21 protein-coding genes are annotated in these 21,425 nt (G+C 66.4%); 14 read left to right on the forward strand and 7 right to left on the reverse strand.

Annotated elements, in window-relative coordinates; genetic code table 11:
• Position 1 precedes the first annotated feature (1 nt).
• Entirely contained in the window at positions 2-745 is a 744-nt protein-coding gene (locus ACT6UX_RS26470) for a 2-keto-4-pentenoate hydratase (RefSeq protein WP_444778148.1), read from the forward strand.
• Positions 746-895: 150 nt separating this feature from the next.
• Positions 896-2,131: an MFS transporter gene (locus ACT6UX_RS26475; RefSeq protein ID WP_444778149.1), complete on the forward strand. Its 1,236-nt coding sequence runs from the start codon at positions 896-898 to the stop codon at positions 2,129-2,131.
• On the opposite strand, the gene ACT6UX_RS26480 is transcribed toward ACT6UX_RS26475, so the two are convergent.
• Together ACT6UX_RS26480 and ACT6UX_RS26485 are read right to left on the reverse strand one after the other, a co-directional pair.
• Positions 2,128-2,532 carry a hypothetical protein gene (locus ACT6UX_RS26480; RefSeq protein ID WP_444778150.1) on the reverse strand — a complete coding sequence of 135 codons (405 nt, stop codon included), beginning with the start codon at positions 2,530-2,532 and terminating at the stop codon, positions 2,128-2,130. The genes ACT6UX_RS26475 and ACT6UX_RS26480 overlap by 4 nt on opposite strands.
• Before the next feature lie 25 nt (positions 2,533-2,557).
• Positions 2,558-3,337, reverse strand: a complete 780-nt coding sequence (locus ACT6UX_RS26485) for an enoyl-CoA hydratase/isomerase family protein (RefSeq protein WP_444778151.1) — start codon at positions 3,335-3,337, stop codon at positions 2,558-2,560.
• A gap of 80 nt (positions 3,338-3,417) precedes the next feature.
• Here ACT6UX_RS26485 and ACT6UX_RS26490 point away from each other — a divergent pair, with 80 nt between their 5' ends.
• Positions 3,418-4,158, forward strand: a complete 741-nt coding sequence (locus ACT6UX_RS26490; RefSeq protein WP_444778152.1) for a carbonic anhydrase — start codon at positions 3,418-3,420, stop codon at positions 4,156-4,158.
• Between the two features lie 37 nt (positions 4,159-4,195).
• On the opposite strand, the gene ACT6UX_RS26495 is transcribed toward ACT6UX_RS26490, so the two are convergent.
• Positions 4,196-5,374 (reverse strand): pyridoxal-phosphate-dependent aminotransferase family protein, encoded by a 1,179-nt coding sequence (locus tag ACT6UX_RS26495; RefSeq protein WP_444778153.1) that lies wholly within the window; start codon positions 5,372-5,374, stop codon positions 4,196-4,198.
• A gap of 99 nt (positions 5,375-5,473) precedes the next feature.
• On the opposite strand from ACT6UX_RS26495, the gene ACT6UX_RS26500 reads away from it, so the two are divergent.
• The 3 genes from ACT6UX_RS26500 (at position 5,474) to ACT6UX_RS26510 (ending at position 8,328) form a co-directional block, all read left to right on the forward strand.
• Positions 5,474-6,877, forward strand: coding sequence for an aspartate aminotransferase family protein (locus ACT6UX_RS26500; RefSeq protein ID WP_444778154.1), 1,404 nt, complete (start codon positions 5,474-5,476; stop codon positions 6,875-6,877).
• Between the two features lie 93 nt (positions 6,878-6,970).
• Positions 6,971-7,891: an SMP-30/gluconolactonase/LRE family protein gene (locus ACT6UX_RS26505; RefSeq protein WP_444778155.1), complete on the forward strand. Its 921-nt coding sequence runs from the start codon at positions 6,971-6,973 to the stop codon at positions 7,889-7,891.
• Positions 7,891-8,328 (forward strand): GNAT family N-acetyltransferase, encoded by a 438-nt coding sequence (locus ACT6UX_RS26510; RefSeq protein WP_444778156.1) that lies wholly within the window; start codon positions 7,891-7,893, stop codon positions 8,326-8,328. The genes ACT6UX_RS26505 and ACT6UX_RS26510 overlap by 1 nt, the downstream gene beginning before the upstream one ends.
• 135 nt (positions 8,329-8,463) lie before the next feature.
• Here the strand turns inward: ACT6UX_RS26510 and ACT6UX_RS26515 are convergent, their stop codons facing one another.
• Together ACT6UX_RS26515 and ACT6UX_RS26520 are read right to left on the reverse strand one after the other, a co-directional pair.
• Positions 8,464-8,865 carry a RidA family protein gene (locus ACT6UX_RS26515; protein ID WP_444778157.1) on the reverse strand — a complete coding sequence of 134 codons (402 nt, stop codon included), beginning with the start codon at positions 8,863-8,865 and terminating at the stop codon, positions 8,464-8,466.
• A 15-nt stretch (positions 8,866-8,880) separates the two neighbouring features.
• The gene (locus tag ACT6UX_RS26520; protein ID WP_444778158.1) at positions 8,881-9,852 is read right to left on the reverse strand and encodes a Bug family tripartite tricarboxylate transporter substrate binding protein; all 972 of its coding nucleotides are present in this window, start codon (positions 9,850-9,852) and stop codon (positions 8,881-8,883) included.
• 20 nt (positions 9,853-9,872) lie between these two features.
• Between ACT6UX_RS26520 and ACT6UX_RS26525 the strand changes: the two genes are divergently transcribed.
• The gene (locus ACT6UX_RS26525; protein ID WP_444778159.1) at positions 9,873-11,972 is read left to right on the forward strand and encodes an acetate--CoA ligase family protein; all 2,100 of its coding nucleotides are present in this window, start codon (positions 9,873-9,875) and stop codon (positions 11,970-11,972) included.
• A 150-nt stretch (positions 11,973-12,122) separates the two neighbouring features.
• Here ACT6UX_RS26525 and phhA read toward each other — a convergent pair whose 3' ends face one another.
• On the reverse strand, positions 12,123-12,872 hold the full coding sequence (gene phhA, locus ACT6UX_RS26530) for a phenylalanine 4-monooxygenase (protein WP_444778160.1): 750 nt from the start codon (positions 12,870-12,872) through the stop codon (positions 12,123-12,125).
• Positions 12,873-12,982: 110 nt separating this feature from the next.
• Between phhA and ACT6UX_RS26535 the strand changes: the two genes are divergently transcribed.
• Positions 12,983-13,483, forward strand: a complete 501-nt coding sequence (locus ACT6UX_RS26535; RefSeq protein ID WP_444778161.1) for an Lrp/AsnC family transcriptional regulator — start codon at positions 12,983-12,985, stop codon at positions 13,481-13,483.
• Here ACT6UX_RS26535 and ACT6UX_RS26540 read toward each other — a convergent pair.
• Positions 13,456-14,412: a threonine dehydratase gene (locus ACT6UX_RS26540; RefSeq protein ID WP_444778162.1), complete on the reverse strand. Its 957-nt coding sequence runs from the start codon at positions 14,410-14,412 to the stop codon at positions 13,456-13,458. The two genes, ACT6UX_RS26535 and ACT6UX_RS26540, sit on opposite strands and share 28 nt — an antisense overlap.
• Positions 14,413-14,459: 47 nt before the next feature.
• On the opposite strand from ACT6UX_RS26540, the gene ACT6UX_RS26545 reads away from it, so the two are divergent.
• The 6 genes from ACT6UX_RS26545 to ACT6UX_RS26570 all read left to right on the forward strand — a co-directional run bounded on the left by ACT6UX_RS26545 (position 14,460) and on the right by ACT6UX_RS26570 (position 21,424).
• Positions 14,460-15,635, forward strand: coding sequence for a M20 aminoacylase family protein (locus ACT6UX_RS26545; protein WP_444778163.1), 1,176 nt, complete (start codon positions 14,460-14,462; stop codon positions 15,633-15,635).
• A 24-nt stretch (positions 15,636-15,659) separates the two neighbouring features.
• Positions 15,660-17,420: a glucan ABC transporter ATP-binding protein/ permease gene (locus tag ACT6UX_RS26550; RefSeq protein ID WP_444778164.1), complete on the forward strand. Its 1,761-nt coding sequence runs from the start codon at positions 15,660-15,662 to the stop codon at positions 17,418-17,420.
• Positions 17,421-17,488: 68 nt separating this feature from the next.
• Positions 17,489-18,502, forward strand: coding sequence for an ABC transporter substrate-binding protein (locus tag ACT6UX_RS26555; protein ID WP_444778165.1), 1,014 nt, complete (start codon positions 17,489-17,491; stop codon positions 18,500-18,502).
• A 15-nt stretch (positions 18,503-18,517) separates the two neighbouring features.
• A complete protein-coding gene (locus ACT6UX_RS26560; protein ID WP_444778166.1) occupies positions 18,518-19,303 on the forward strand; it encodes an ABC transporter ATP-binding protein in 786 nt (261 codons plus the stop codon).
• Entirely contained in the window at positions 19,300-20,076 is a 777-nt protein-coding gene (locus ACT6UX_RS26565; RefSeq protein ID WP_444778167.1) for an ABC transporter permease, read from the forward strand. The genes ACT6UX_RS26560 and ACT6UX_RS26565 overlap by 4 nt, the downstream gene beginning before the upstream one ends.
• Positions 20,077-20,173: 97 nt before the next feature.
• Complete coding sequence (locus ACT6UX_RS26570; protein WP_444778168.1) at positions 20,174-21,424, forward strand: Hsp70 family protein; 1,251 nt, start codon at positions 20,174-20,176, stop codon at positions 21,422-21,424.
• Position 21,425: the final 1 nt, after the last annotated feature.

Below are 21,425 nucleotides of genomic sequence, written 5' to 3' on the forward strand. Positions count from 1 at the left end.
CATGAGCCAGGACATTTCCCATGCGGTGCAGACCCTCCTCGACGCGCGCCGCACGAGCCGCCAGGCGAAGCCGCCCTTCGCCCTGAAGGACCGCGCGACGGTCTATGCGATCCAGGACGCCGTGGCCGCGGCCACCGGCCCGGTCGCGGGCTGGAAGGTCGGCGCGCGGACACCGACCGCCGAGCCCAATCCCGCGCCGCTGCTGGCCGGTGCGCTGGTGCCGTCGCCGGCGCGCTTCGACGGCAATACGATGCACATGATCGGCGTCGAGGTGGAGATCTCCTTCCACATCGTGCGTGATATCGGCGCCCGTGCCGCGCCGGTCGAGCGCGAGGAGGCGCTCGCGGCCGTGGGCGATGCCTTCGTCGGCATGGAAATCGTCGACACGCGCCTCGCCGATTTCAAGAACGCCGATCCGGAGTGGCTGCTGGCCGACAATCAGATGAACCACGCGCTGGTCGTGGGCGATCCGATCGGCAATTGGAAGGCGCTCGACTGGCCCAAACTGCAGGTGAGTCTTGTCGTCGACGACAAGACGATCGTTGATCAGAAGGGCGGCCTCGGCGCCATCGATCCCGTGCGTCCGCTCGTCTGGATGATCGACCACGCGGTGCGCCATCGAGATGGCATTCGCGCGGGCCAGGCGATCACCACCGGCTCATGGACCGGTCTTCTCTATTTCCCGCCGGGTTCGCACGCGCGCGGCGAGTTCGTGGGCCTCGGTGTCGTCGAGGCGAGTTTCTAATTCTTGTCATCCTGAGCGCAGCGAAGGATCTCACGCCCGCCAGGGAGTGCGCTGGTCGGTCCGCTAGGTCCTTCGCGGAGCTCAGGACGACGGGATAGCTTCGGCCGCAGCCGTAACAACGGCCCGTCTGCCGGCGGCAGTGTCCGCCGCATGACAAGTCTCGCTTCTCCCGCGCCCTTCTTTGGCCGCCGCGTCGTCGCGGCGGCTTTCGTGCTCGCCGTGTTCGGCTGGGGGCTCGGCTTCTACGGGCCGCCCGTCTATCTCCAGTCCGTGCGCGAGGCGCGGGACTGGTCGGTCGTGCTGGTCTCGTCCGCCGTCACCCTGCATTTCCTGGTGGGAGCGGTCGTGGTCGCCAACCTGCCATCGCTCTATCGCCGGTTCGGCTTGCCAGCGGTCACCAAGACCGGCGCCGTCCTCCTGGCGCTGGGAATCGTCGGCTGGGCGGTGGCGCGAGAGCCGTGGCAGCTCCTGCTCGCGACCTTCCTGAGCGGGGCCGGCTGGGTGGCGATGGGCGCCGCTGCCGTCAACGCCATCGTCGCGCCCTGGTACGCGGTGCGGCGACCGGCGGCCCTGTCGATGGCCTATAACGGCGCCAGCATCGGCGGTGTCGTCTTTTCTCCGTTGTGGGTTGCGGCCATCGCCGCGTTCGGCTTTCCCGTCGCGGCGGCGGTCATCGGCGCGATCATGATCGTCACCGTCTGGTTCCTCGCCGATCGCGTCTTCGCGCATACGCCACAGTCGCTGGGCCAGGTCCAGGATGGCGAGATCCTGACGCCCGTTGCCGGCACGAGCGCGCCCGTCGAGCGCACCCTGCCGGGCGCGCTGCTATGGCGTGACCGCCGTTTCCTCACTTTGGCCGCGGCCATGGCGCTCGGCCTGTTCGCGCAGATCGGCCTGATCGCCCATCTCTTCTCGCTGCTCGTGCCGGTGTTGGGTGGACCGGCCGCAGGCATCCTCATGGGATTGGCGACGGCGGCGGCGATCGCAGGAAGGACGATGGTCGGATGGCTGATGCCGCAAGGCAGCGACCGGCGGCTGGTCGCCTGCGCGAGCCACGTCGTGCAGATCGCCGGATCGCTGGCGCTGCTGTGTGCCGCTGAAACGGATGTGGTGTTGCTGGTGGCGGGTGTGCTGCTGTTCGGCGCCGGTATCGGCAACACGACGTCGCTGCCGCCGTTGATCGCGCAGGTCGAATTCAGCAAGGCCGACGTTCAGCGTGTCGTGCCGTTGATCGTGGCGATCGGTCAGGGAACCTATGCATTCGCGCCGGCGGCATTCGGCTGGCTGCGGACGCTGTCACCAGCGGAAGGAATGCTGGTGTTCGCCGCGGCCGCCCTGATCCAGGCGGCCGCGATCGCACTCTTCCTCGTCGGAAGAAAGACTTAGTAGTACCAGCCGGGATACGGGTAGCCGCCCCAGGGGCCCCAATCCCAGTCGTTCATCGCATTCTCGTCGGCCGTCATCTGCTGCTCGTCGGCCAGGTTTTTCTGGAACATGTTGTTACGATAGGTGCCGTATGCCTTGGCATTGCCGACATAGATGCACACGCAGACGGTCGGGTCCGGATAGACGTAGAACACCTGGCCGTTCTTGATCTCGCGTGAGAACTTGTGCGGCGGCAGGGTCTTGAACGCCGCCTGACGCTGCGGTGTGTTCGCGGGCACGAACTTGAAGCCCGCCGCCACCATCATGTCTTCCTTGTTCGCGATCACCTGCTGCGGGTTCTGGCAGGCGGCGACGGCAGCGCCCATCCCAAGAACCAGAGAGAGTATGGCAATCCGCTTCATTCACGTCCTCCGTAACATTCCACTGTCAGGCGCCTGACCATTTGGGTGCCCGCTTCCCCAGGAAGGCCGCCATGCCCTCGCGGAAGTCGGCGCTACCGTAAGCCAGTCTGACGAGATCGTCGATGTTCTCGTCGCCCAGGCGCGCCTGCAGGCGCCGCAGCGCCTCCTTGGTGACCTGCATCGTGATCGGGGCATGGCCGGCAACGGTGCTGGCCAGTTCTTCCGCCCGGGCGAGCAGCGTCGCCTGGTCGGGCAGCAGTTCGCTGATCAGGCCGCAGGACAGCGCCGCCGGGGCGTCCATCAGCTTGGCGAGCAGCACCATTTCCTTGACGCGCTGAGGCCCGATGAGGGCCGCCAGGCGGGCATAGTTGGCCATCGACAGGCAGTTGCCGAGGGTGCGCGCGATCGGAAAGCCGAACTGGGCGCTGGCCGACCCGATCCGCAGGTCGCAGACCGCTGCGATCGCCGCGCCGCCGCCGGTGCAGAACCCGTTGATCGCCGCGATGGTCGGGACGGGGCAGCGCTCGATTTCCCCCAGGATGCGGTCCATCTTGAGTTCGTAGGCGATGCCGTCCTCGCCACTCTCGAAGCTCTGGAACTGGGCGATGTCGGTGCCGGCCGCAAAGGCCTTGTCGCCGCCACCGGTCACCACCAGGGCGCGGACCTCCCCGGTCTTGGCCACGCGGGCGCAGATCTCGGCCAGACCCTCGTACATAGCGAAGGTCAGGGCATTGCGGGCCTTGGGCCGGTTGAACGTCACCCAGCCGATTTCGCCGCGCTTCTCGAAAAGCAGTTCTTCGGTCATGTCATCCAATGTTGCTGATTTGTGCGCCGCGACATCATCGTCTATGTCGCCTTGGGCCGCAAACGGGCATAGGCAAGGTCATGGCACTCGAAAGGCTTCTCAAGGGCTTCGCGGATTTCCGGGTCGGTTACTATCAGGAGCATCTCGACCTGTTCGAGAAGCTGGCGACGGTAGGCCAGTCGCCCAAGATCCTGATCATCGGCTGTTCCGATGCGCGGGTCGATCCGGGCATCCTGACCCAGACACAGCCCGGTGACATCTTCACCGTGCGCAACGTGGCGGCCATGGTGCCGCCGGCCCAGATACCGCCTGACGAGCGCCATCACGGCACCTCGGCCGCCATCGAGTTCGCCGTCCGCGGCCTCGGCGTCGAGCATATCGTCGTGCTGGGCCATGCGCTGTGCGGCGGCATCGGCGCGCTGGTCGACGGCAGCCGCGGCGCCTATGCGCATTACGACTATCTCTCGACCTGGACCAGCATCGCGCAGGACACGCGGGACCTCGTCGTCGAAGAGCTGAAGGGCCGGCCGCGCGACGAGGTCGTGCGCGCGGTCGAGCAGGCCGCCGTCGTGAACAGCGTCCGCAACCTGTTGGGCTATCGCTGGATCGATGAGCGGGTGAAGGCCGGCACGCTGACCCTGCATGCCTGGTGGTTCAACCTGACGGTCGGCCAGCTCTATGCCTTCGATCCCGAAACGCTGAAGTTCGCAGCGGTGGTCGGCGTCAAGCTGGACGCCGCCGTGACCGGGAGCACGCCGCTTTCTGCCCTCAAGCCGGAAGCCTTCGCGGCAGCGCTCGCCGGCAGGAAGCCGGCGTTCTGACGGCCAAAGGCCGTCAGAACGAGTCTTTGAGAAGAATCTAAGCCGACAGCGATTCGATCGCCGCGTCGACGCCGCCCGGCACGAACGGCACGCCCACGGCCTTCATGGCGAGTTCGGTGGTGGCGAGGCAGCCCAGCAGCATCGGCTCGTTGAGGTCGCCCATGTGGCCGATGCGGAACATCTTGCCCATCATCTTGCCCAGCCCGCCGCCCAGCGACAGGTTGAAGCGATCGACGGCGGCCTTGCGCATCGGATCGGAGCTGACACCCTCGGGCATGACGACCGCGGTCACCGAGTTCGAAAGCCGGTCCTCGTTCTGGCAGAAGAGCTGTGGCCCCTTGCCGTCGGACCCCCACACGCGCACGGCGGCGCGAGTCGCCTCGGCGAGGCGGGCATGGCGTTGGAACACGGCGTCGAGGCCTTCTTCCTCGAGCATCTTCAGCGATTCCTGCAGGCCGAAGAACATGTGGACGGGCGCGGTGCCGACGAACTTCTGCGGTGCGCGGCCGCTCATCATCTCCCAGCTCCAGTAGTGGCGCGGCGTCTTGGATTTGCGCGACACTTCCAGCGCCTTGTTGCTGACGCCCGTCATCGACATGCCGGTGGGCAGCATCAGGCCCTTCTGGCTGCCGCCGACCGTGAGGTCGATACCCCAGGCGTCCATCTTGTATTCCATGCTGGCGAGCGAGGAGATCGTGTCGCTGAGCAGCAGGGCGGGGTGCTTGGCCTCGTCGATCGCGCGGCGCACCTCGGCCAGCGGCAGGACCATGCCGGTCGCGGTCTCGTTGTGGACGGTCAGGACAGCCTTGATCTTGTGTTCCTTGTCGGCGGCGAGGCGCTCGGCGACCTTGGAGATGTCGGCGCCCTTGCGCTGGTCGGCGGGGATCAGCTCGACCTTGATGTCGAGATGGTGCGCCATCTCGGTCCAGCTCTCGGAGAAGTAGCCGGTCTCGACCATCAGCACGGTCTCGCCGGGCGAGAACAGGTTGGCCAATGCGGCTTCCCAGGCGCCATGGCCGGTCGACGAATACATGAACAGGTTCTGGTCGGTCTTGAGCACGCGCTTCACGCCGTTGTGGCAGGCGTGATGGATGGCGACGAACTCATCCGACATGAAATCGATTACGGGCCGGTCCATGGCCCGAAGCACACGGTCGGGAATGTTGGTCGGGCCGGGATTGTTGAAGAATTGACGGCCACGGGGCTTGGCGTTCACGGCGTTCCTCCACCTTGAGACGGCGGACTGTGACGCGAGGCCCTTGGCGAAACAAGCGAGACAAGCGATGCTCAGCCATTAGCTGGGTTGAGGGCAAGTATGACCGTACAAGAGAAAGATTCATCGCAGACGAATTCGGCCGTCGTCGCCGACTACAAAGCGAAGACGGGCAAATCGGCGGCTCTGTTCGAGCGCGCCCACAAGGTGCTGCCGAGCGGCATCACCCACGACGCGCGCTACCTCGACCCCTATTCGATCCACGTCTCCCGTGCCGCGGGCCCGCGCAAGTGGGACGTCGACGGCAACGAGTATGTCGATTACTTCGGCGGCCACGGCGCCATGCTGCTCGGCCATTCGCATCCCGCTGTCGTCGAGGCGGTGAAGCGCCAGATCGAACTCGGCACGCATTACGGCTCCAGCCATGAACTCGAAGTGCGCTGGGCCGAGCTGGTGTGCGAGCTGACGCCTTGCGCCGAGCGTGTGCGCTTCACCGCGTCCGGCACCGAGGCCTCGCACATGGCGATCCGCCTCGCGCGGGCCCACACGGGCAAGGACAAGATCCTCCGTTTCCTCGGCCACTTCCACGGCTGGCACGATCATGTGACGGCGGGCGCCGGCGCGACCTACGATGGCGGCACCACGCCCGGCGTGCCACAGGAGGTGAGCTCGCTGTCGATCGTCATGCCCAGCAGCGACGTTGCCGCGGTCGTGAAGGTGATCGAGGAGCGCGACGATATCGCCGCCGTCATGTTCGAGCCGTCGGGCGCGTCGTGGGGCCAGGTGCCGCTGCCGCCGGGCTTCATCCAGGCGGTGCGCGACGCCACGGCGAAGAAGGGCGTCGTCATGCTGATGGACGAGGTCATCACCGGCTATCGCTGGTCGTCGGGCGGCGCGCAGAAGGCGTTCGGCATCACGCCGGATCTCTGCATCCAGGCCAAGATCGTGGCCGGCGGCCTGCCGGGCGGCGCGGTCTCGGGCAAGCGTGAAATCATGGACCGCATCGATCACGTCGCGACCGCGGCCCGCAAGATCGAGCGCATCCTCCATCCCGGCACCTTCAACGCCAACCCACTGTCGGCCGCCGCCGCCGTCACCGCGCTGTCGCTGGTGCGCGACGAGGATCTCGCCGAGAAGGCCAACAAGACCGCCGCCGAACTGCGCGCGGCACTGACCGAGGTGCTGGTGCAGGAAGGCGTGCCGTGGGGCATCTACGGCCAGAGCTCGACCTTCCTGATCTATCCCAATCCGTTCGGCGATCCGCTCGATCCCGCGACCTTCGATCCGCTGAAGGTGCCGATCGAGAAGCTCAAGGGCGCACGCGCCGCGGGGCCGCTCACCGGCAAGATCCGCATGGGCCTGATGACCCACGGCGTCGACGTCATGGGCTCCCCCGGCGGCTTCGTCTCGGCCATGCACGGCGGCGCGGAGATCGAGAAGACGGTTCACGCCCTGCGCCAGACCGTCCGCGCGCTCAAGGCCGAACGCGAAGTGAAGGCGGCTTAGGCGGCTGGGGACGCGCGACTCCAGTCGCGCGTCTTCTTCAAAGAAACGATGATCGCGCCACCTGGAGTGGCGCGCCCCCAGGGGGAGAGAACTATGTACGGAATGACGAAGCCCGTTCAGGCGACGGAGTTCACGCGGCTGCCGGACAAGTTCCGCAAGCCTGGGCGAACGTCGTGGGGCAATACCAACGCGGTGGGACAGCTGCTCGATTCCTTCCTCGAAGGGCCGAGCTTCGACCGCGCAGGCAATCTCTATGTCACCGACATTCCGTTCGGGCGCGTCTTCCGAATCTCCCCGGCGGGCGAATGGACCTTGGTGACGGAATATGACGGCTGGCCGAACGGGCTGAAGATCCACAAGGACGGCCGCCTTTTCATCACCGACTACAAGCGCGGCATCGTCCTGCTCGATCCCGAGAGCGGCAAGGTGACGCCGCTGCTCGAGACGCGCGGGTCGGAGAGTTTCAAGGGCGTCAACGATCTGTTCTTCGCTCAGAACGGCGATCTCTATTTCACCGACCAGGGCCAGACCGGCCTGCACGATCCGACCGGCCGCGTCTATCGCTACGACACGGCGGGCCGGCTCACCATGCTGGTGAACACCGCACCCAGCCCGAACGGGCTGGTGATGAACAAGGCCGAGACCGTCCTCTATGTCGGCGTGACGCGCGGCAACGCGGTGTGGCGGCTGCCGCTGATGCCGGACGGGACGGCGAGCAAGGTCGGCCTGTTCATCCAGATGAGCGGCGGCCATGCCGGTCCGGACGGCATGGCGCTGGACGAGGAGGGCGGGCTGGTGATTGCGCATCCCAGCACCACGGCCTGGCGCTTCGATGCGCTCGGCCGGCCGACGCATCACGTCGATTGCGGCGACGACATCTACTGCACGAACGTCGCCTTCTCCGGCCACGATCTCTACGTCGTGGTGTCGCGCCGCAGCGAGAAGATCGCGGCTGGCACCATCCTCAAGGCGACCATGCCGGTGCCCGGCAAGACCATGTTCAGTCACGCCTGATGCTCACCATCGGCAAACTCGAACCCTCCGACCGCGCGCAATGGGAAGTGCTGTTCCGCGCCTACATGGATTTCTACGAGCGCACGCTGCCGCCGGAAATGTACGACCGGGCCTGGAACGAGTTCGCCAAGGACACGCGCATGCACGCGCTGGGCGCCCGGCTCGACGGACGCCTGGTGGGCATCACGCACTTTCTCGTTCATGCCAACACCTCCTCCGACGATGTCTGCTATCTGCAGGACCTGTTCACCGAGGCGGATGTGCGCGGCAAGGGCGTGGCGCGCGCGCTCATCGAGGCCGTTGCAGTCTGGGCGAAGTCGCGCGGCTGCCCGCGCCTCTATTGGCAGACGCACGCAAGCAACGCGACCGCGCGGCGTCTCTACGACAAGGTCGCCGTGAACCGCGGCTTCATTCGCTACGATATCGAACTGAGCTAGCGCGGCGCCAAACAAACTCATCCTGAGGAGGCGCGAAGCGCCGTCTCCAAGGATGGGCAACGGGTGTGGTGCGCGTGCCCACCCTTCGAGACGCGGCCCACGGGGCCGCTCCTCAAGGTGAGGTCTGTTTGGAGTCTATCGCCTGCCCTTGCCGATATGGGCGATGGCCTCGATCTCGACGAGGATTTCGGGCGCCGCGAGGGCGCTGACTTCGACCAGCGTGGAGGCCGGAAAGTCGCCGGTGAAGAACTCGCGCCGCGCTTCCCACACCTTGGTGTTGTTGGCGATCCGCGTGAGGAACACCGTGATCTTCACGACGTCGGACATGGCGCCGCCGGCGGCTTCGACCAGCGACTTGATCTTGCCGAAGATCACCTTGGCCTGGGCGTATTCGTCCATCCTGGCCAGCGATCCGGGATCGCCGCCGCGCGCGGTCATGCCGGAGACGTAGGCGACGCCATCGACCACGAGGCAGTTCGACCAGCGCTCGGGCGGCGGTTCGGCGACGTCGGGCGAGGTCACGCGGCGGATGGTCATGGCGTCTCCTTCTGCCTACTCGGGCTTGGCTCCCGAAGATTTCACGACCGGGGTCCATTTGTCGATCTCGGCCTGGATGAAGCGCGTCACCTCGGCCGGCGTCATGGTGCTGCCCTCGGCACCGATCTCCTCCCAGCGCTTGATGACGGCGGGCTCCTTCAGCACGGCCTGCATCTCCGTCGCGAGGCGATCGACGATCGGCTGCGGCGTCTTGGCGGGCACGGAGATGCCGAACCAGGAATAGGAAATCAGGTCGGGATAGCCCAGTTCCTTCATGGTCGGCACGTCGGGGAAAGCGGGGCTGCGCGTCTCGCCGCTCACCGCCAGCGCGCGAACCTTGCCGGCCTTGATGTGCGGCGCGGCTGAGGGCAACGAATCGAACATCACCGGCACGTTGCCGGCGATCGTGTCGATCATGGCCGGACCGGCACCGCGATAGGGAACGTGGACGATCTCCGCGCCGATCACCTGCGCAAGACGCGCACCCAGCAGATGGTTGCTCGAACCGGCGCCCGAGGTTGCGTAGGAAACCTTGCCGGGGTTGGCCTTCGCATAGTCGACGAACTCCTTGAACGTCTTGGCCTGGAAGTTCGGGGTGGCGACCAGCACGCTGGGATTGGTCGAGGCGATGGAGACGTGGATGAAGTCGCCCATCGGATCGAAGTCGCCGCCGCCATAAAGCGTGGGCGAGATCGACAGGCCGGAGATCACCGACATCAGGAGCGTGTAGCCGTCGGGGGCCGCCTTGGCGACGATCGCGGTGCCCACCATCGCGCCCTTGCCGGGCTTGTTGTCGACGATGATGTTCTGGCCGAGCTTCTGGCCGAGATATTCGGCGACCATGCGCGCCACGACGTCGGTGGTGCCGCCGGGTGCATAGGGCACGACGAGCTTGATGGGCTTGCTGGGCCACGGCGCCGTTTGCGCGGCGGCGGGGGTGGCGGCGACGGCGAGGGTCGCGGCGACGAAGGAGCGGCGGTTGAGCATGCGCGGAGTATACTCGGGCGATGAGTGATCCCAAGGTTCTGTTCTCCGCCCTTTTCGAACCGCGACGCGTCGCGCTGATCGGTGCCTCGTCGGATGTCACCAAAACGACATCGCGGCCTCAGCGCTTCCTGCGCAAGCATGGCTTCACCGGCGAAGTCCTGCCCGTCAATCCGTCGCGCAGCGAAATACTCGGCGAGGCAGCCTACAAGGACCTCGACGCGATTCCGGGCGAGATCGACCACGCCTACATCCTGCTGAACGGCGCGGCCGCGGTGCGGGCCCTGGCCGATTGCGGCCGGCGCGGCGTCAAGGTGGCGTCGATCCTGGCCGGCGGCTTCGCCGACGGGGGTGCCGCGGGCGCCTCGCTCCAGGACGAGTTGGCGAAGGTCGTGCGCGAGACCGGCATCCGCCTCGTCGGTCCCAACAGCATCGGCACGGTAAGCACCGATCCCGCCATGGCGCTGACGGCCAATGCCGCCTTTGCCGTCGACAGGCTTCGCACCGGCAACTGGGCCGTGGTGAGCCAGAGCGGCAGCCTGATCGGCGCGCTGCTGTCGCGCGCCGACGCACGCGGTATCGGCTTCTCGCGGCTGATCTCCGTGGGCAACGAGGTCGACCTCGCGGTGGGCGAGATTGCTGACCTGCTGGTCGACGATCCGAAGACCAAAGCCATCCTGCTTTTCATGGAGACGTTGCGCGACGGCGAGCGGCTGGCGCGGGCGGCACGGCGGGCGCACGAGGTTGCTAAGCCGGTCATCGCCTACAAGCTCGGTCGTTCCGACATCGGCCAGGAACTCGCGAAATCGCATACCGGCGCCATCGCCGGGTCAGATGCGACCTTCGATGCCTTCTGCCGTCGACACGGCATATCCCGCGTCTCGATGTTCGAATCGCTGATCGACGTGCCGTCGCTGATGGTCGGCCATGCAAAGTCGAGGAGCGGCGGCCGACGCGTGGCGGTGGCGACCACGACGGGCGGTGGTGCGGCCATGGTGGTCGACAGCATGGCGATGGCCGGTCTCGACATCGTGGGCCCGCCGAAGAACCTCGTGGAATGGTTGAAGCCGCTGGGCATCGCGGCCGGCGACGGCACGCTGGTCGATCTCACCTTGGCCGGCGCCAAGCCCGAGATCGTGGCGGGCACGATCGAGCGGCTGCTGGCCGACGACGGCAACGATGCGGCGATCTTCGTGGTCGGCTCCTCGGCGCAGTTCAATCCCGAGCTTGCCGTCGAACCGCTGCTGCGCTTCGCGGGATCGGGCAAGCCCTTTGCCGTGGCACTCACGCCCTCGGCCGAGAAGTCACTGGCACTGCTGACGGCGGCGGGCGTGCCGGCGTTTCGTCATCCCGAATCCTGCGCCGAGGCGATGGCGCTCTGCCTGCTGCGCACGCCTCCACAACCCGTGCCGCGTCTCGCCGAACCGTCGATCGATGCGCTCGCCGCGTTGGAAGCAGGTCGTGCGTCCGGCTTCGATGAACGCCGCGCCGCCGACTTCTTCGCCGCGCTCGGCGTGCCGACGGCGAAGTCTCTGGCGGTACCGGATGTCCGGCGCGTTGCCGCCGCCGTCGGCGAGGTCGGCGTGCCCGTCGTGCTGAAGATCCTGTCGGCCGACATCCCTCACAAGACCGAAGCGGGCGGCGTGGCCCTTGGCATTCCCGATGCACCGACCGCCGCTGTCGCCGCGCGTGAGATCGAGAAGCGGGTGAAGGCCCATGCGCCCGGCGCGCGGTTGCAGGGCTTCCTCGTGCAGAAGATGGAGCGGGGCCTCGTCGAGGTGATCCTGGGATACCGCCGTGATCCGCTCGTTGGCCCGACCGTTACCGTCGGGCTCGGCGGCGTGCTGGCCGAGATCTACAAGGACGCCTCGACTCGCCTCGCGCCGGTCGACGAGGGCGAGGCGATGCAGATGATTGTCGAAGTGAAGGGGCTCGCGACCATCTGCGGCTATCGCAACCTGCCGAAGGGTGACGTCGCCGCGCTCGCAAGAACGATCGCGGCGTTCTCCGCACTGGCGCACAGGCAGTTCGCCGAGGTGGCAGAGGCGGAGATCAATCCACTGCTGGTGAAGCCCGATGGCGAGGGCGTCGTCGCGGTGGATGGGCTGGTCGTGTTGAGTTAAAAAATCACGTCGTCTCGACCGAAGCCTCGCGCAGCGAGGCGTAGCGGAGAGACCTTCCCTCAACCAAAAGCCGGCTATTCGTAGAGGGAAGGTCTCTCCGCTACGCGCCTTCGGCGCTTCGGTCGAGACGACGGGTTTTCATGGCGGGTTTCAATGCTTCGCAACGGCGGGCCGGTCCATGAGCTGGCGGAAATCGTCGAGCACGAAGTAGGTGTTCTGCAGCCGGTCGATCTCGTAGGGGCGATTCATCGCCACCGTGGCATTGAAGGGTACTCGCTCGACGCCTTCGCCCTCGATCGCATGCTTCACTTCGGCGGCCGAAGACAGAATGCCGGCGCCATACGCCTTCAGACCCTGGTTCGTGCGGATCAGGCCGAATTCGACGGTGAACCAGTAGAGACGAGCCAGGAGATGGACGTTCGGACCGGCCTCGACGCCGCGCCGGCCGTACTCCTGCATGTAGTCGGCGAACACCGGGTTGGTGAGCAGCGGCACATGGCCGAAGAAGTCGTGGAACAGGTCGGGTTCGACCAGATAGTCGATCTCCTCAAGCGTGCGGATCCATACCGTCACGGGAAAGCGGCGATGGGCGAGATGGTCGTAGAAGGCGGCATCGGGGATCAGCCCCGGTACGCCGACGATGCGCCAGCCCGTCAGCGGCTCGAGCCGCGCATTCACCGCCGCGAAGTCGGGGATCGTGTCGCCCAGCCCGATCGCCTCAAGCCCCTCCAGGAACTCCGCGCAGGCATATCGTTCGGCAAGGGTGCGCTGGCGCTGGACCAGCAGCCGCCACACGTCCTGATCCTCGTCGGAATGCAGGTCGGGATGCTGCGGTACCGTCCAGTCCGGTGCCATGCCGGCATAGTCGCCGCGCAGGTTCTCGAGGGGTGCGGTGTTCATGCTGTGAATATGGGGCTGCCGGGCGGGTGAATCCCGGCGAAGTTGGGCTTCGAAGAAGCCGAATCCAGGGATATCATCTCAAATATATGCCTGCGTGAGAGATTATCTCCATGATCGAGCTGGATGACATCGATAGACGCATCGTCGCCACCTTGCAGGCCGAGGGCCGGTTGCCGATGGTGGATCTCGCGGAACGCGTGGGCCTGTCGCCCACGCCCTGCCAGCGCCGCGTCAAGCGGCTGGAGGAAGAGGGGGTGATCGAACGCTATGCCGCTTTGGTTTCGCCGCCCGCCCTGGGACTGGCACTGCAGGCGATGGTGCAGGTGACGCTCGACGATCATTCGGAGAAGACCGTCGAAGACTTCGAGGCGGCGATCCGTGCGCGCCCCGAGGTGGTGGCCTGCTATGCCATGACCGGCGACATGGATTTCCTGCTGCACGTGCTGGCGCCCGACCTCGCGCGCTTCAGCGACTTCGCCATGAAGGCGCTGCTGCGCATGCCCGGCGTTCGCGGCACGCGCTCGTCCTTCATCATGCAGGCGGTGAAGAGCGACCTCGCGTGGGCGCCCCAGGCGCCGCGCCCTCAGGTATCGGCCAGAGTGCGCAAATAGACCGGACGGTCGATGTTGCCGCCGCTCAGGATCAGCCCGACCCGCTTGCCCGCCATGTGCCCACGCTCCTGGAGGAGCGCCGCCAGGGCGGCGGCGCCGGCGCCTTCCGTGAGCTGGTGCGTGTCCTCGTAATAGGCCCGCATCGCCGCGCCGATCTCGGCGTCGCTGACCTGCACGATGCGGTCGGCGCCCTTGAGGATGATTTCGAGCGCCTCCGCGTCGGGGCCGCGGACGGCCATGCCGTCGGCCATCGTGTCGGCGCTGTTGGTCGGCACGACCTTTTTGGCCGCGAACGAGAGGGCATAGGCCGGCGCCCCGGTCGAGACGACTCCGACGACCTTCGTCGCCAGCCCGAGCGCGTCGCGCGCCGCGATGGTGCCGCAGATGCCGGAGCCCAGGCCGATCGGCACATAGACCGTGTCGAGCGGCGGCGCCGCGCGGAACAGTTCGAGCGCATAGGAGGCGACACCCGCCACCAGGTCGCGATGGAAGGACGGCACCATGACCAGGCCCCGCTCGTCCGCCAGCGTCATCGCCGTCTCCTTGGCGGCATCGAAATCGTGCCCCGCCTCGACCAGTTCGGCCCCGAAGGCGCGCATGGCGGCGTTCTTCTCGACCGAATTGCCATGGGGCACGACGATCGTGGCGGCGATGCCGTTCCGTGCCGCTGCCAGCGCGATGCTCTGGCCGTGGTTGCCGCGGGTCGCGCTGATGACGCCCCCCGTCCGGGGCGCCCTGCGCTTGAGGCGATCCATGAAGACCAGCCCGCCGCGCACCTTGAAGGCCCCGGTCGGCGTGTGGTTCTCATGCTTCACCCAGGTCTCGCAGCCGGCGCGCAACGCGAGCAGGGGCCAAGCATACTGTGCAGTGGACGGCATGGCGCCATGCACGATGGCGGCAGCCGATTCGATCTCGTCGAGAGACAACATCCGCCTACTCTGGTCTAAGATGCCCGCGGTTCCAACTGGAGTACCCCATGCCTGTCCTGCCGCGCGCACTCGAAATTCAGGGCGAGATCTCGGCGATCCGCCGCGACATCCACGCCCATCCCGAACTGGCCTTCGAGGAAAACCGCACGTCCGACGTGGTGGCGGCCAAGTTGCAGGAATGGGGACTGGAAGTGACGCGCGGTCTGGGCAAGACCGGGCTGGTCGGTACCCTCCGCAAGGGTAATTCGCTGAAGTCGATCGGGCTGCGCGCCGATATGGACTGCCTGCCGATGGACGAGATCAACGATTTCGCGCACCGCTCGACCAATCCCGGCCGCATGCATGCCTGCGGCCATGACGGACATACCGCCATGCTGCTGGGGGCTGCGAAGGTGCTCAGCGAGCAGCAGAATTTCGAAGGCGCGGTCCACTTCATCTTCCAGCCGGCCGAAGAGGGCGGTGGCGGCGCCAAGGTGATGATCGAGGACGGGCTGTTCGAGAAGTTCCCGTGCGATGCGGTGTTCGCGATCCACAACAAGCCCGGCGTCCCGGTCGGGCACATCGTGACCAAGGGTGGCCCGCTTCTGGCCGCGGCCGATCGCTGGGACATCCGCATCACCGGCAAGGGTGGTCACGCTGCCCATCCGCATTCGACGCTCGATCCCATGGTCGTCGGCGCCAACATCGTGATGGCGCTGCAGACCATCGTCTCGCGCAACATTGATCCGATCGATTCCGGCGTCGTGACCGTCGGTTTCTTCCATGCCGGCTCCGCCTACAACGTCATTCCGGGCGATGCGCATATCGGCGGCACGACCCGCACGACGACGCCGGCGAACCGCGAGCTGGTGAAGCGGCGCATCGACGAGATCTGCGAGGGGGCAGCGCGGATGCACGGCGTCAAGATCGAGGTCGAGCACAAGCCGGGCTATCCGCCGACCGTGAACGACGTCGAGCAGGCCCGCTTCGCCGCCGATGTGGCCGCCGGCGTCTGCGGCGAACATGCGGTCCAGGACAATACGCGGCCGAGCATGGGCGCCGAGGACTTCTCCTACATGCTGGAGAAGGTGCCGGGCGCCATGGTGTGGCTGGGCAATGGCGGCGGTGCCGGGACGGTCAGCCTGCACAACTCGCGCTACGACTTCAACGACATGGCCATCCCGTTCGGCGTGAGCTTCTTCGTGCGCACCGTCGAACGCTTTCTCGACCCGAAGGCGGCCTAGGACGGACGGACGCGGACGAGTCGCATGGAATTCTTCCGCGTCTATGGCCGTGTCATCGGCCTGCTCCGGGCCGAAAAGGGTCTCGCCATCGCTCTGGCCATCGCGAACATCGTGGTGGCCGGGCTGCAATTCTACGAGCCCGTCCTGTTCGGCAAGGTCATCGACCTGCTGTCCAATGCGCGCGACAGGCCAGTCGACCTGCTGTGGCACGACGCGCGCGAGATCCTGGGCCTGTGGGCGCTGGTCGGCATCGGTGGGATCGTGGCCAACATGGTGGTCTCGCTGCAGGCCGACCGCATGGCCCATCGCCGCCGCCTGGGTGCGATGGCGACCTATTTCCAGCATCTGCTGATGCTGCCCTTCTCCTTTCACAACGCCCAGCATTCCGGCCGGCTGATCAAGATCATGCTGACCGGCGTCGACAACCTGTTCGGCATCTGGCTGTCGTTCTTTCGCGAGAACCTGGCGACCCTGGTGGCGCTGTTCGTCATGCTGCCGCTCAGCATGTTCATGAACTGGCGCCTGGGTCTCCTGCTGCTGGTCCTGATCCTGTTCTTCGCCGCCACCAACGTCTGGGTGGTGAACCGCACCGACCGTCTGCAGAAGAAGGTCGAGGACCTGCACAGCGAGCTGGCGGGCCGGGCGGGAGACGCGCTGGGCAACATCAGCCTCATCCAGAGCTTCGTGCGGCTGGGCGCCGAGACCAGCGAGATGCACCGTATCATCGGCCAGACCCTGCAGGCGCAGTTCCCGGTACTGAACTGGTGGGCGTTCCTGTCGGTCATGACGCGCGCCGCCTCGACGGTCACGGTGATCGCGATCTTCGTGCTCGGCACCTGGCTCTATACGCGGGGCGAGGCGACGGTCGGCGAGATCGTGAGTTTCATGGGCTTCGCCACCATGTTGATCGGCCGCATGGACCAGGCCTCGGGCTTCGTCAGCCGCATTTTCTTCCAGATGCCCTCGCTGGGCGATTTCTTCCGCGTCCTGGATTCTCAGTCGACCGTGCCGGACAAGCCGAACGGCATCGACATCGGGCGCGCCCGGGGCGACGTCGAGTTCGACGACATCAGTTTCTCCTACGATGGCAAGCGCCCGGCCCTGGTGCATTTTTCGCTCAAGGTGCCGGCCGGCTCGACGGTGGCCTTCGTCGGCCCCACGGGCGCCGGCAAGAGCACCGCGCTGTCGCTGCTGCACCGCATGTGGGACGCCCAGTCGGGCGTGATCCGCATCGACGGAGTCGATCATCGCGACATCAAGCTGGAATCGCTGCGGCGGAACATCGGCGTCGTGTTCCAGGACAGCACCATGTTCTACCGTTCGATCGCCGACAATCTGCGCATCGGCAAGCCCGACGCCACCCAGGCCGAACTGGAGGAAGCCGCCAGGCTCGCCGAGGCGCACGATTTCATCATGCGCCAGCCGCAGGGCTACGAGACGCTGGTCGGCGAGCGCGGCACGACGCTGTCTGGCGGCGAACGCCAGCGCCTCGCGATTGCCCGCGCGCTGCTCAAGAACCCGCCGATCCTGATCCTCGACGAGGCGACCAGCGCGCTCGACTCGGTCACCGAGGCGCGCATCCAGAAGGCGCTGAAAATCCTGATGCAGGGACGCACGACCTTCGTGATCGCCCATCGCCTGTCGACCATCCGCGATGCCGATCAGGTCGTCGTGTTCGAGCACGGGCGCGTCGTTGAGCAGGGTGCCTATCAGGCGCTGCTCGGTCAGGGCGGGGCGTTCGCACGCCTCGTGGCGACGCAGCAGGCTGGCATAGAATCTGCCTGATATCCCCTTGGCGGGCGTGAAATGTCCGCCTAAGAGTCGCCGACAGGGAACTCAGGGGGATCAAGAAAATGAGCAAATTCGCCAAGATGCTGGGCGGCGCGGCTGCGGTCGCGCTGGCGCTCGGGAGCCTCCCGGCCAATGCCCAGACCGCCATCAAATTCACCCTGGACTGGGTCTTCCAGGGGCCGACCTCGCCGTTCCTGGTGGCCCTGGAGAAGGGCTACTACAAGGCCGAAGGCCTCGACGTCACGATGGACCCCGGCCAGGGCTCGGCCGGCGCGGTGCAGCGCGTGGCCACAGGCGCCTATCAGATCGGCTTCGCCGACGTGAATTCGACCATCGAATACAATGCCAAGAACCCGGGCAAGGAAGTGCTCTGCGTGTTCATGGTCTACGATTTCGCGCCGTTCGGCGTCTATGCGCTGAAGAAGAGCGGCATCAAGACGCCGAAGGATCTCGAGGGCAAGAAGCTCGGCGCCCCGGTGTTCGACGCCAGCTTCCGCCTGTTCCCGGCCTTCGCCAAGAAAAACGGCATCACCAAGTGGGAGCACGTCAATCTGACGCCCCAGTTGCGCGAGCAGAGCTTGGTCCAGGGCACGGTCGACTTCATCTCCGGTCACTATTTCTCGTCGATGCTCGACCTCAAGGCGCGCGGCGTGGCCTTCGAGGACATCGTGGCGATGCGCTTCGTCGATTTCGGCATGGACGTCTACGGCAACGGCGTCGTGATCTCGGCCGACATGATGAAGAACGAGAAGGCCGTGAAGGGCTTCCTCGCCGCCACGCTGAAGGGCTGGAAGGACGTCATCGCCAACCCGCAGCTTGGCATCGCTGCCGCCAAGAAGCGCGACCCCCTGATCGACGAGAAGCTCGAACTGGAGCGTCTCAAGATCTCGCTGGAGACCAACATCCTGACGCCCTACGTGAAGGCCAACGGCATGGGCGACGTCGACCCGGCCCGCTTCGCCCGCGCCGTGAAGGACGTGTCGGAGGCCTTCGGCCTGCCGAACGCCCCGGCGCCGGACAAGGTGTTCAGCAACGCCTACCTGCCGCCCAAGGCCGACCGGATGATCGCCAAGTGATCGACGCTTAAGGCAATGGCCTTCGTCGATCTCAAGAGCGTCAGTCTCACCTACCGGCTGGGCAAGGACACGACTCTGGCCCTCGCCGATGCCACGCTGGGCATCGACAAGGGCGAGTTCATTGCCGTCGTCGGCCCGTCGGGCTGCGGCAAGTCCACCATCATGAAGCTGGTGACCGGCCTGCTGCCACCATCGGGCGGCGAGATCGTGGTCGATGGCAGGAAGGTGACCGGGCCGATCAAGGGCGTCGGCATGGCGTTCCAGAATCCGACCTTGATGCCGTGGCGCACTACCATGAACAACATCCTCCTGCCCATGGAAGTGGTTGAGCCGCACAAGCGGCGCTTCCGCAGCCATCGTGCCGAGTATGTCGAGCGCGCGATGAAGCTCTTGAAGACGGTAGGTCTGGCCGATTTCGCCGACAAGTATCCCTGGCAACTTTCGGGTGGCATGCAGCAGCGCTCGAACCTGTGCCGCGCGCTGATTCACGAGCCCGAGCTCCTGATGCTCGACGAGCCGTTCGGCGCACTCGACGCCTTCACGCGCGAGGAGCTGTGGGGCGTCATGCAGGCGCTGTGGCTGGAGAAGCGGTTCACCGGCGTGCTGGTGACGCACGACCTGCGCGAGGCGGTCTATCTCGCCGACACGGTCTACGTCATGAGCCGCCGGCCCGGCCGCATCGTGCTGGCCAAGAAGATCGACATCCCGCGGCCGCGTACCCTCGAGACGACCTTCGAACCGCATTTCGTCGACATCGTCCACGAGCTGCGCGACCGCATCCACCAGGAGCACGCGCCATGAGCGACCTCCGGCGCGAGGCGCTCAGGCATGCCATGCCGTGGCTGGTCCTCGCGGCCCTGCTGATCGTCTGGGAAATCTGCTGCATCGTCTTCCAGGTGCCGGAGATCATCCTGCCGGCGCCGACCAAGATCTTCGCGGTGTTCGTCCAGCGCTTCGACATCCTGATGGCCTATAGCTGGGACACGCTGTGGACCACGATGATCGGCTTCCTGCTGGCCATTGCGTTCGGCCTGCTGCTCGGCCTCGCGGTCGGCGCCTCGCCGTTCATCTATTCCGGCCTCTATCCGCTGCTGATCGCCTTCAATGCGATCCCGAAGGTCGCGATCGTGCCGATCCTGATGATCTGGGTCGGCGTGGGCTCGCTGCCTGCCGTCATCACCGCCTTCGTGATCAGCTTCTTCCCGATCGTCGTGAACGTCGCGACCGGCCTCGCCACCATCGAGCCCGAGATGCGCGACGTGCTGCGCAGCCTCGGCGCCACGCGGCTGGAGATCCTGACCAAGGTCGGCATCCCGCGCGCCATGCCCTACCTGTTCGCCAGCCTCAAGGTCGCGATCACGCTCGCCTTCATCGGCTCGGTGATCTCCGAGACGGTGGGCGGCAACAACGGCATCGGCTTCCTGATGCTGTCGGCCAGCGCCCGCAACGATGCACCCACGACCTTCGCCGGCCTGTTCGCCATCGCCATCATGGGCGTGGCGATGTACGCGGTCTGCGCCATGGTCGAGAAGCGCATGACCCGGTGGGCCTTCCGCGGCGAGATCGTCGCCTAACCCTCTATCGCGCAGGGGGCAGGCGAGAAGAAACGGTCTGGCAACCCTTGGCGCATCGTAATAGATGACACCCCCTTCGCGGCTCCAGGGGACCATCATGATCGCGTGCGGACTGGATTTCGGAACGTCGAACTCGGCGATCGGCGTGATGCGCAACGGCGTGGCCGAGCTGGCGCCCATCGAAGCCGACAACACGCTGATGCCCAGCGCGGTGTTCTTCGACTACGAAACCAAGGGCCGGGTCGTGCTCGGCAATGCCGCCATCGCAGCCTATGTCGAGCAGACCGAGGGCCGGCTGATGCGCGCGCTGAAGTCGATCCTGGGCTCGCCCTTGATCGACGAGGAGACGAGCCTCGGTGGCCGCAAGGTGCCGCTCACCCATGTCGTCGAGATCTTCGTGCGCAATCTGAAGGAGAAGGCGGAAGAATTCGCCGGCCGGGAGATCGCGTCCGTTGTGATGGGCCGCCCGGTGCGCTTCGTCGACGACGACGACCAGGCCGATGCCCGCGCACAATCCGTGCTGGAGCGGGTGGCGCGGCAGGCCGGCTTCCGCGACATCGCCTTCGCTTATGAGCCGATCGCCGCCGCCCATCACTACGAGCAGACCGTGGTACGTGAAGAGCTCGTGCTGATCGCCGACATCGGCGGCGGCACTAGCGACTTCTCGATCGTGCGGGTCGGGCCGGAGCGGCGGGGGCGTGCCGATCGCAGCGGCGACGTGCTGGCCAGTACCGGCGTGCGCGTCGGCGGTACCGACCTCGACACCGCGCTCAGCCTCGCCTCGGTGATGCCGCTGCTGGGGCTCGGCACGCAGCTCGTGAAGAAGAACCTGCCGATGCCGAACGCGCTGTATCACCAGCTCGCGACCTGGGCGACGATCAACTTCGCCTACACCTACAGGAACGAGCGCGAGGTCGCCGAACTGGCGTCGCTGGCCCGCGAACCCGAAAAGGTCTCGCGGCTGCTTCGGCTGTTGCAGGCGGGGCTCGGCCATCGCCTGGCCTTCACCGTCGAGGACGCCAAGATCGCGCTCAGCGCCGAGGATCGCGTCGCCATCCCGCTCGCGTTTCTGGAAGCCGGCCTGTCGGCCATCGCGACGCGCACCACGTTCGACCGGGCCATCGCCGGCGCGACGTCCCGTTTGGATGAGGCGGCCCGCGCCTGTATCGCCGCGGCCGGCCTCACGCCCGATGCGATCGAGACCATCTTCCTGACCGGTGGATCGAGCAGGGTGCCCGCGGTGCGCAAAGCCGTTGCGCAAGCCGCGCCCGACGCCCGCGTCGCCGGCGGCTCCGATCTCCTCTCCGTCGCCCTCGGCCTCGCTCAGATGGCGGGAAACGCGGCCTGAC

It is taken from the genome of Reyranella sp., assembly GCF_052439685.1.
Lineage (GTDB): Bacteria > Pseudomonadota > Alphaproteobacteria > Reyranellales > Reyranellaceae > Reyranella.